Here is a 10,346-nt window from a genome sequence, read left to right on the forward strand (position 1 = left end):
GTTTTGAACCATGAGTAAGGTGTCCACCATGAGAAAGGTCCATACCTAGAATTTTATCACCTGCTTTTAATAATGCTGCATATACTGCACCATTTGCTTGAGATCCTGAGTGTGGTTGTACATTTGCATAATTACATCCAAAGATTTCACAAGCTCTATCAATTGCTAATTGTTCAACTTCATCTGCAAATTCACATCCACCGTAATATCTCTTATTTGGGTAACCTTCTGCGTATTTATTTGTAAATACTGATCCCATTGCTTCCATTACTGCTGGAGATGTAAAGTTTTCACTTGCAATCATTTCTAAATGATCTGTTTGTCTTTCTAATTCATTTTGACATAATTGGAATACTTTGTTATCTGCTGTCTCTAAGTTTGCGTTTGATATAAAATTCATAATATAAACCTTTTTTCTAATTTTGCATAAGTATAACAAAACTTGAAAAAAGGTGCAATCCAAAAATTGCTATTTATTCTCTTTACTTATTGATTCATAGGCTATTAGTATTCTTTTTCTCTCTAAGCCCCATCGATAACCACTCATAGCACCGCTTTTTGCTATAACTCTATGACATGGAATTAAGTATCCTATTGGATTTTGTCCAATAGCACTAGCAACCGCTCTTACTGCTTTTGGTTTTTCTACAAAATTTGCAATATCTTGATAAGTTGAAACTACTCCATTTGGAAGATTAAGTAATGCTTTCCAAACATTAACTTGAAGATTTGTTCCTTTTACAAAAAGGTTATATTTTTTATTTTTAATAAAAATATTTTCTAAATAATCATTTGCTTTTTTTTCATCAAAAATCAGTGTTCCATTTTCCCATAACTCTTTAAATCTATTAAAAATAATATCTTTATTATTATCAATAAATCCTAAGTAACAAATACCCTTATGTGTAAATGCAATCAAAGCTTCACCAAAAGGGGTTTGTCCATAACCATAGGTTATTTGAACATTTTTACCCTTTTCTTTCCACTCTTTTGGCGTTACACCAATTAGATTTACAAATAGTTCATGAAGCCTACTTGTACTGGAAAGTCCAATATCTAGGCTACTATCTAAGATTGATTTTGACTCTTTTATATGTTCTTTGGCATAGTTTAATGTAACAGAGTGCAAAAATTGTTTTGGAGTAACACCAACATACTCTTTAAACACTCTTATAAAATGAAATTTACTCATTCCAATATTTTTTGCAATTTCATCAATAGAAGGTTGTTGTTTAAAATTATTATCTATATATTTAATTGCTTTTTCTATTTGAATATAATTGTTATTTTGGTTTAATAACTCATCACTCATTTTTTATCCTACGAGAACATTAGTTTTTTGTTTTATACAAGAGGATCTTCACCACTTTGCCAATTTGCAAGAAATTTCTCAACTAAGTGAAAATCTTCACCTGTATGTTGAGTAAAAGTTATATATTGGTTTTTTAGATCTATTTGAAATAAATCATTTACAATTTCCATATAACGAAGAGCTATTTCTCTTCGTTTTTCAATACTTCTGCCTTCTCTAATATCAAGGTTCATTAAACAAATATCATCTAAGGGATTAGCTCTTCCAATAGTAAGATTGTATTTATCATACTCTCTTATACTAATTGCAATATGGTCTTTTCCAGTATCCATAACCTCTGAAAATACATCTCTTATTTGATTAACAAACTTATCTTTTACTTCATTTGATACTTTTTTATTTATTTCAAATTGTAAATGTGGCATTTTTTATCCTTTGAATAATTGATATATTGAAGAAAAATCTTCATCACCCTTACCCATCATTTTCATTTTAGAGAATAACTCTTTTGGTACAGCTGCTGTATAAAGAGGTCTTTTCATACTATAAGCTAAATCTTGTAAACAATGTAAATCTTTATTTATTGCATCATTAGAAAAATGTGCTGAAAAATCTTCATCTATTAATTTTTGAGTTTTTGCCTTTAAAACAAGTGATTGTCCACCACCAACTCCTAAAATCTCTAAAGCTTTTGATTTAGGTATCTCACAACCTTCAGCAAGTGATGTACATTCAGCAAGTGTAGCCATAAATGAACCTAAACATAAATTATTAATCAGTTTCATTTTTGTAGCTTGACCTTCAAGTTCTAAATGAAATATTTCTTTTCCAAATTTTTCAAGTAATGGTTTTACATTTTCAAAAGTCTCTTTTATACCTGAACATGTAATAGTCACTTCACCTTTTAAAGCAGGCGCAACACTACCAAATACAGGTGATTCTAAATAAAATGCTTCATACTCTTTAATAATTTTATGAAAGTCTAAAACATCTTCATAGTGATTTGTAGATAAATCAATAATAGTTTTACCTTTTAACTCTTCACATAAAAGACCATTTTCCATATTTAAAATATTATCAACAGCAGTAGAATCAAAAAGACATAAAAAAACTACATCACACTTTTGTAATAAATCTTTTGGAGTTTCTACTATTTCAAATCCTAAATCTAATACTTTACTTTTTGTTCTATTATAAACAATTACTTCTTCACCCATTTGAGAAAGTCTAGTTGTAATTGCACGGCCTAAGTTACCTAAACCTATAAATCCTATTGACATATTCTTCCTTAGTTAAAAATTTTTAGATTATATTAAACAATGAATTTTTTGTCAATGAATTTTTTTATATAATATCGTTAATATTGGGTTAAACTATAATTAATACATTATTAAAAGACCTTTATTATAATTAAAATAAAAAAGGACACTTACGTGAAAACTCATCAAAAAAGAGAGCTTGCTATCTCTCTTACTACCTTCTTATTTTTAGTTATTGCTATTACTGGAGTACTTATGTATTTTCATATTTTAGATAACTATACAAAACAAATGCATGAAATATTAGGTTTAGCATTTGTTGCAATTATAATCTTTCATGTTTATTATAACTGGAAATCAATGAAAAAATATTTTTCTAATAAAGTATTCTTTCTTTCAGCAGGATTAATAGCTTCAATAGCTTTAGGTTTTATATTAACATCATCTTCAAAACCAAGCCCTAAGGCACTAATTATTAAAGCAACATTATCTAATCCTATAGAAAAAAGTTCTATTTTATTTGTAGATAGTTATGAAAAGGCTGAAGAAAAACTTTTAAATATGGGGATTAAAATTGAAAAAGGTAAATCTATAAAAGAAATAGCAGATAAAAACAACATTTCACCTTTTGAAATTATTGAGAAACTAGTAAAAGAATAGATGAAAACTCATCTATTCTTTTGTAAAAGTAAAACTAGTTTTTAAAGTCAGCTATGATATTAGCTTTTAATTTAGGAATTGTAAATCCAAATTCATCAAATAAATCACCAGCTGGTCCTGATGCTCCAAATGTATCCATACCATAAACAACATCAGCAAATCTGTAGTATTCTAAACCACGTGCAGCTTCAACAGCATAAACTCTTGTATTTTTATCAATTACTTGGTCAATATAAGATTGCTCTTGCTCTAAGAATAAGTCAAAACAAGGAACAGAAACTACGTTTGCAATAATTCCATCTTCTTCTAAATGACAAGCAGTTTGCAATGCTAACATTAGCTCACTTCCTGAAGCCATAATTGTAATTTGTGCATTATCTCTTTTTTTAAGTAAGTAAGCACCGTTTGAAACTTCACCGTAAGCTTTCTCATTTTTTAATACTTTTAAACCTTGTCTTGAACAAACAAATGCAGTTGGAGCATTCATTTTAAGTGCAGTTTTCCAAGATTCAACATTTTCAGTAGCATCCGCTGGTCTGAATGTATAGAAGTTTGGTAATGCTCTAAATTGAGATAAATGCTCAATTGGTTGGTGAGTTGGTCCATCTTCACCTACACCAATAGAATCATGAGTCCAGACAAAGTGTTGTGGGATTCCTGCAAGTGCTGCAATTCTAGCAGATGGTTTTAAGTAATCAGAAAATACAAAGAATGTTGCTGAATAAACTCTATATAAACCATATAAATTCATAGCATTAGCAATTGCTGCCATTGCGTGTTCTTTAATACCAAAGTGAATGTTTCTTCCATTAGGGAAATCACCCTCACCTTTTAATTCAGTTTTATTAGAAGGTCCTAAATCTGCAGATCCACCTAAAAATCCTGGAACTGCTGCTGCAATTGCATTTAAGATTTTATGATTTGAATCTCTTGTTGCAACTGAAGTATCAGCTTCAAAAGTTGGGTACTCAACTGCATCATAATTAGGGTTTTGTAACTCTTCAATTTTAGCTTTAGCTTCTGCTGATAAAGAATCATTCCATTTATTTTCAGCTTCTGAACCAATAATTAATTTATCAAATGCACCTTTAACTTCAGCAGGAACAATAAATTTTTCATCTGGGTTAAATCCAGCTTTTTCTTTAGAAAGTCTAATATCTTCTTCACCTAATGGAGCACCATGAGCATGATGTGAACCTTCCATAGAAACAGAACCTTTTCCAATTGCTGTTTTTGCAATAATCATTACAGGTTTTGTAGCAGCCTTTGCTTGAACAAATGCATTTTCAATTTGCTCAAAATTATGCCCATCAATTTCAATTACTTCAAAATCAATACCTTGGAATCTTTTCTTAACATTTTCAGACCATGCTAAAGAAGTATCACCTTCGATTGTAATATTATTTGAATCATAAATAATAACTAAGTTATCTAATTTTAAGTGACCTGCTGTCGCTGTTGCTTCATAAGAGATACCTTCTTGTAAATCTCCATCTCCACATAAACAGTAAACTTTATGATTAATAACATCAGATCCTAAAGTATTTTGAGCATATTTTGCAGCTGATGCAAAACCTACTGCATTTGCAATACCTTGACCTAATGGTCCTGTTGTAATTTCAATACCATGAGTATGTCCATATTCTGGATGTCCTGGAGTTTTAGAATGAGTTTGTCTAAAGTTTTTTAAGTCATTTACTGAAACATTAAATCCCCATAAGTGTAATAGTGAGTAAACTAAACCAGTTGCGTGACCACCTGAGAATACTAATCTATCTCTATTTAACCATTTTTCATTTGCTGGGTTAACGTTTAAGTGTTTGCTTAAAACTGTTGCAATATCAGCAAGACCCATTGGTGCACCTGGGTGTCCTGAGTTGGCTGCTTGAACCATATCTGCTGCTAAAAATCTAATCGTATCTGCTTGTTTTTGTAATAATTGTTTTGACATAATTATCCTATTTATTTAATGAAGTTTTCTGAATTTTCACGATTATAGCTAAATTTGATTAAATACAATATGAAGCACCAGTTTTATGAATATTATTAAATAAAAATATAATTTGGTTAACATAATATTTTTTATAGTATTATAAGTTTTTAAATTTCAAAGGTTAGTATATGTTCAAAAAAATTTTCTTCTTATTTTTTATTATTTTGGCAACTTTAGTATTTTCGAAACAAAACAATTTTCTTGTATCTTATGATCCAGATTATGCACCTTTTTCTTATGAGCAAAATAATAAAGCAAATGGATTATTAATAGATATATGGAAATTATGGGCAAAACAGAATAATTATAAAGTTACTTTTGTTTCTGGAAAAACATGGGATAATTCACTAGATTTAGTAAAAAACAATAAAGTAGACTTCTTTTTAGGAACTAAAAGTTATGAAGAGTGGATGATTCCATCTGTTGCATTTTATCAAACGAAAAGTACATTTTTTTCATTACGACAAAATAATCAAAATATTACAAAAGATAGTAAATTTAGTATTGGAATTATAGGTTCTGATTATGATATTTTACTTAAAGAAAAATACCCTTTTGCAAAAATAAAAATATTCAAAACTTACGAATCAAGTATTAAAGCATTAACTTCTAATAAAATTGATTTTATTTATGATGATAAATCAGCTATTGAGTTTTATATACTAGAAAATAAATATTTTCACTTAATAAAATCAAATGATTTCTTAATTATAAAAAATGATATTGAGGCAATTGCAAATAATCAGGTTAATGCAGATATTTTTACAAAAGGTTTTAAAAACATACCTCTTGATAAACTAATTGAACTAGAAAATAGATGGATATTTGATAAAAAAAATCTTACTTATCTTGAGCAAAAGAAAAATATAAACCTTACTAAAGAAGAACAAGAGTTTTTAAAAAAGAATATATTTAAAATATCAATATCAACAGATTGGAAACCTTTCTCTTTTTTATCAAAGAGTAATAGTGCTTCTGGAATTTCAACAGAGTATTGGGAATTAATTGCAAATAAGTTAAATATCTCTTATACAAACTCATTTTCTGATACTTTTAATAAACAACTTCAAAACATACAAAAAAAAGAAAATGACTTAATATATAGCATAGGACATACAAAAGAAAGAGAAAAGTATTCGCTTTTTACAAAACCTTATGCTTCTTTTCCTCTTTCAATAGTTACACTTAAAGATGAGAACTTTATTGAAGATGCAAGTGCTTTACTAAATAAAAAAGTTGCTGTTGGAAAAAATTTTACAGCACATATGCTACTAAAAGAAAAATATCCAAATATGAATTTTATTTTAGTAAATAGTATAGAAGAAGGACTAAATTACGTTGAAGATAAAAAAGCTTATGCCTTTGTTGATATTAAACCTGTACTTCTTTATAATATAAATAAATTAGGTTTTAATGATTTAAAAATCACTGGAAATACAGGTATAGATTATGATTTAAGATTTATGATCAGAGATGATTATATTTTATTGCACTCTATATTAAATAAAGCAATTGACTCAATTTCACAAAAAGAAGTAGTTAATATAATTGATAAATGGAATAATATCCATTTTGAGAAGAGTTTTGATTACACTCTTTTTTGGCAAATACTTTTTGTAATTATAGTAATACTTCTTGGATTTATAAATAGAACTTTAACACTAAATCGTCTAAATAAAACTTTAAAAGATACAGTTGAAGAAAAAACTAAAGAGTTAAATGCCTTAAATAAAAACTTAGAAAAAAGAGTAATAATAAAAACAAATGAATTAATCAAAAAAGAAAATATCCTAGCACAACAATCAAAAATGGCAGCAATGGGTGAAATGATTGAAAATATCGCTCATCAATGGAGACAACCTCTATCAGTTATTTCAACAGCTGCAACTGGTGCAAAACTACAAAAATCATTGGGAATCTTAGATGATAAAAATTTTGCAGATACAATGGATAGTATAAATAATTCAGCTCAACATCTTTCTGCAACCATTGATGATTTTAGAACATTTTTCCATCAAGACAAAGAAGAAAAATCATTCAAAGTTAAAATTCCAATTGAAAAAACACTTTCTCTTTTAGAATCAAAATTTAAAAACAGAAATATTGAGATAATACAAGAAATAGAAGATTTAAGTATTTTTGGACTTCAAAATGAATTTATTCAAGTAATTATGAATATATTAAATAATGCAATTGATGCATTTGAAACAAAAGATTTAGATAAAAAAGTGATATTTATTAAGGTCTTAAAACAAAATAATAATGTAGTTATCAAAATAAAAGATAATGCAGGTGGCATTGAAGATAAAATAAAAGATAAAATTTTTGATGTTTACTTTACAACTAAAGATAAAAACCAAGGCACAGGAATTGGTCTTTATATGTCTTATACGATTATTACAAAACATATGCATGGAGAAATAAGTGTTGAAAATGATTTATTTAAGTATGAAGATATTGAATATTGTGGTGCATTATTCAATATCAAAATTCCATCTTAAACAGTGTTAGTATTTAGCTTTTAATATTAATACTCTTATTTATATATGATTCTAAATCAATAATTTTTAGTGGTTTTGAATAATAATAACCTTGAAATAAATCACAACCACTAATTTGTAATAAATCTTTTTGTTCTATACTTTCTACACCTTCAGCTAATACCGTCATATTTTGTTTTTTACCTATTGAAATAATATTTTCAACCATACTTAATGAATCTTTATCTGTCAAAATATCATCAACAAAGCTTTTATCAATTTTTAGTTCATCAATAGGTAATCGTTTTAATAAACTCAAAGATGAATAGCCTGTTCCAAAATCATCTAAAGAGATTTTAATATTATGTTTTTTTAGTCTATTTAATAAACCAACAATAAACTCTAAATCTTCTATAAAAACATTTTCTGTAACTTCTAGTGTTATATCTGTTTTTATAGATTTATGGATATTAATACTGTTAAAAAGATTCTCATAAAAATCTTTTTCCATAAACTGTTTTACTGAAATATTAATTGATAATTGAAATTTAAAATCAAGATTTTTTTGCAATTTTTCTATTTCATCTAAAGATTTATCAATAATAAATAGACCTAAATCTCTCATCATTCCAGAGTTTTCTGCAATTGGTATAAATATATCAGGAGGAACAAAACCTAAATTTTTGTTTTCCCATCTTACAAGTGCTTCAACTCCATAAAGAGTTCCATCTTTATTTATTTGAGGTTGATACATCATATAAATTTCATTTTTTTCTAATGCTGTTTTTAGTTCTCTCTCAATAAGAGATTTTTTTAAATATTTTTCTTTTATTGATTTCTCAAAAATTTGATATGTATTTTTATCTTTTTTTGCTTCATAAAGAGCAATATCTGCATATCTTTTTATTTCATCAAAAGTATCCCCATCATTTGGAAATAAAGAAATACCAATACTAGCTCCTAATCTAAACTCATATTGCTTAATATAAAAGGGCATTGATAGCTTTTCTATAATACCTGAAGCTAGGTTTTCTAAATCTTGTTTATTTATAGTAGAGCTTATTAATATAAATTCATCACCACTATATCTAACTAGAATATCTTTTTTATTTATTAGTAATAACAACCTTTTACTAACTTCTTTAAGAACTAAATCTCCATTTATATGTCCATAGTTATCATTAATACTTTTAAAATTATCCATATCAATAAAAAATAAAGAAAAAGGTTTTTGTTTATCTAAAGAAGAAAACTCTTTTGTTAAATATAATCTATTATGCAAATGTGTTAAATCATCATGTGTTGCTTGATAATATAAAAGTTCTTGTTTTGTTTTTTCATAATTATTGATATATCTAAATAAGTAATAAATTAAACTAAAAACTATAAAAAATAGAGCAATTAAAGTAGCTGATTTTGTATAGATTTCATTATACATATTTTTTAATGGTGTTTGAGTTACTAACCATATATTATAATCTTTTATATAAATATTTGAAGCTAAAACATTTCTTTTATCATTACTTTTAATTGTTGTAATAAGTGCATTCTCTTTTATATCTTTTATGCTCGTATTATATAATAAACTAACTCTTTGTAGTGAATTATCAATAATCTCTTTAGGGATAGAGTGATTGTAAATTTCTTTATTTTTAGAGTGTATATGCTGTGCTATTTGGAAATAATAATCAAAGTCTCTAAATAAAAATGTTTCATGAATAGAACCACTATTTTGATTTTTTAAAAAGAAGTCAAATCCACTTTTTAAATCAATTCCAGCACTCATAACAGCAATAACTTTATTCTCTTTATCTCGAATTGTTTTTCGTATAGGAATAATGAAATCATTAAACTGTTCTATAAAAAAAGTTCTGCCTATAATCATTTTATCAGAATTCAGTGTATATTTAAAAACTTCTTTTGTCTCTTCTGATTTTAATAGATTTCTTAACTTACTAATATCCACAGTACTGTTAGTTAAGTAGGCTTCACCATTTGGTTTATATAAGAAAAATCCAATAATTGATGGATTTAATTTATTTAAATTATCTAAAATTTCTTGAGAATTTTTTTTAGATTTATAGTTGTTATTTAAAGTAAGTTCATTTCCTAGTATATTTAATATCATTTCATATTGCAAAAATACCGAATTTACAGAGTTTGCAGAAATTTTTGTAATATTTTCTTGTTCATATTTATATTTCTTTTGAATATCTAAAGATAAGAAAAATATAACTATTGATAATATGATAATTCCAATAAAAAAAATCATATAAAAAAGTGTCCAAATATTTTTTTTAATAGTTGCCATAATAAAACCTATATTAATAATTTTGTATATATTAATTGTACTATTATGTTTCTGTTAGTTGAGATTATTGTTTTTAGAATTAAAAAGAAAGTGAAAAAAATTATGATTGTTTAAAAAGTGGAGGAGGTAGTCGGACTCGAACCAACGCATGTCGGATTTGCAATCCGAGGCATTACCAACTTTGCTATACCTCCAACAGAAATGTATAGTGATTAATCATTTAAAATTATAAAAAGTTAGATGATTTTTTGTATAAATTGTATAAGTGGCAGAGAGCAAGGGATTCGAACCCTCGGAGGCGTGAACCTCGCCGGTTTTCAAAACCGGTACA

The 10,346-nt window shown here is 26.7% G+C and carries 7 protein-coding genes, 1 tRNA gene and 1 pseudogene; 2 read left to right on the top strand and 7 right to left on the bottom strand.

Annotated features, from left to right (window positions below):
• The 4 genes and pseudogenes from glyA to ACERKK_RS07230 all read right to left on the bottom strand — a co-directional run.
• Positions 1–400, bottom strand: a pseudogene (gene glyA, locus ACERKK_RS07215) (serine hydroxymethyltransferase); the annotation flags it as partial.
• A 69-nt stretch (positions 401–469) separates the two neighbouring features.
• Complete coding sequence (locus ACERKK_RS07220; protein WP_373772409.1) at positions 470–1,312, bottom strand: bifunctional helix-turn-helix domain-containing protein/methylated-DNA--[protein]-cysteine S-methyltransferase; 843 nt, start codon at positions 1,310–1,312, stop codon at positions 470–472.
• Between the two features lie 32 nt (positions 1,313–1,344).
• Positions 1,345–1,737, bottom strand: a complete 393-nt coding sequence (locus ACERKK_RS07225; protein WP_373772410.1) for a 4-oxalocrotonate tautomerase family protein — start codon at positions 1,735–1,737, stop codon at positions 1,345–1,347.
• A 3-nt stretch (positions 1,738–1,740) separates the two neighbouring features.
• Positions 1,741–2,592, bottom strand: coding sequence for an NAD(P)-dependent oxidoreductase (locus ACERKK_RS07230; protein ID WP_373772411.1), 852 nt, complete (start codon positions 2,590–2,592; stop codon positions 1,741–1,743).
• Between the two features lie 153 nt (positions 2,593–2,745).
• Between ACERKK_RS07230 and ACERKK_RS07235 the strand changes: the two genes are divergently transcribed.
• Entirely contained in the window at positions 2,746–3,231 is a 486-nt protein-coding gene (locus tag ACERKK_RS07235) for a DUF4405 domain-containing protein (protein ID WP_373772412.1), read from the top strand.
• 34 nt (positions 3,232–3,265) lie between these two features.
• On the opposite strand, the gene tkt is transcribed toward ACERKK_RS07235, so the two are convergent.
• Positions 3,266–5,182, bottom strand: a complete 1,917-nt coding sequence (gene tkt / locus ACERKK_RS07240; protein WP_373772413.1) for a transketolase — start codon at positions 5,180–5,182, stop codon at positions 3,266–3,268.
• 170 nt (positions 5,183–5,352) lie between these two features.
• On the opposite strand from tkt, the gene ACERKK_RS07245 reads away from it, so the two are divergent.
• Entirely contained in the window at positions 5,353–7,725 is a 2,373-nt protein-coding gene (locus ACERKK_RS07245) for a transporter substrate-binding domain-containing protein (protein ID WP_373772414.1), read from the top strand.
• A gap of 13 nt (positions 7,726–7,738) precedes the next feature.
• Here ACERKK_RS07245 and ACERKK_RS07250 read toward each other — a convergent pair whose 3' ends face one another.
• Together ACERKK_RS07250 and ACERKK_RS07255 are read right to left on the bottom strand one after the other, a co-directional pair.
• The gene (locus tag ACERKK_RS07250) at positions 7,739–10,015 is read right to left on the bottom strand and encodes an EAL domain-containing protein (protein ID WP_373772415.1); all 2,277 of its coding nucleotides are present in this window, start codon (positions 10,013–10,015) and stop codon (positions 7,739–7,741) included.
• Between the two features lie 118 nt (positions 10,016–10,133).
• Positions 10,134–10,209 (bottom strand) — tRNA-Cys (locus ACERKK_RS07255).
• Positions 10,210–10,346 lie beyond the last annotated feature (137 nt).

The organism is Poseidonibacter sp. (assembly GCF_041821165.1).
In the GTDB taxonomy this organism is placed as follows: Bacteria; Campylobacterota; Campylobacteria; order Campylobacterales; family Arcobacteraceae; genus Poseidonibacter.

What these genes read in the sequence shown, in the direction of transcription:
- ACERKK_RS07230 (WP_373772411.1), bottom strand. Translation starts at nt 2,592, where the DNA reads ATGTCAATAGGATTTATAGGTTTAGGTAACTTAGGCCGTGCAATTACA.
- tkt (WP_373772413.1), bottom strand. Translation starts at nt 5,182, where the DNA reads ATGTCAAAACAATTATTACAAAAACAAGCAGATACGATTAGATTTTTA.
- ACERKK_RS07250 (WP_373772415.1), bottom strand. Translation starts at nt 10,015, where the DNA reads ATGGCAACTATTAAAAAAAATATTTGGACACTTTTTTATATGATTTTT.
- ACERKK_RS07245 (WP_373772414.1), top strand. Translation starts at nt 5,353, where the DNA reads ATGTTCAAAAAAATTTTCTTCTTATTTTTTATTATTTTGGCAACTTTA.
- ACERKK_RS07225 (WP_373772410.1), bottom strand. Translation starts at nt 1,737, where the DNA reads ATGCCACATTTACAATTTGAAATAAATAAAAAAGTATCAAATGAAGTA.
- ACERKK_RS07220 (WP_373772409.1), bottom strand. Translation starts at nt 1,312, where the DNA reads ATGAGTGATGAGTTATTAAACCAAAATAACAATTATATTCAAATAGAA.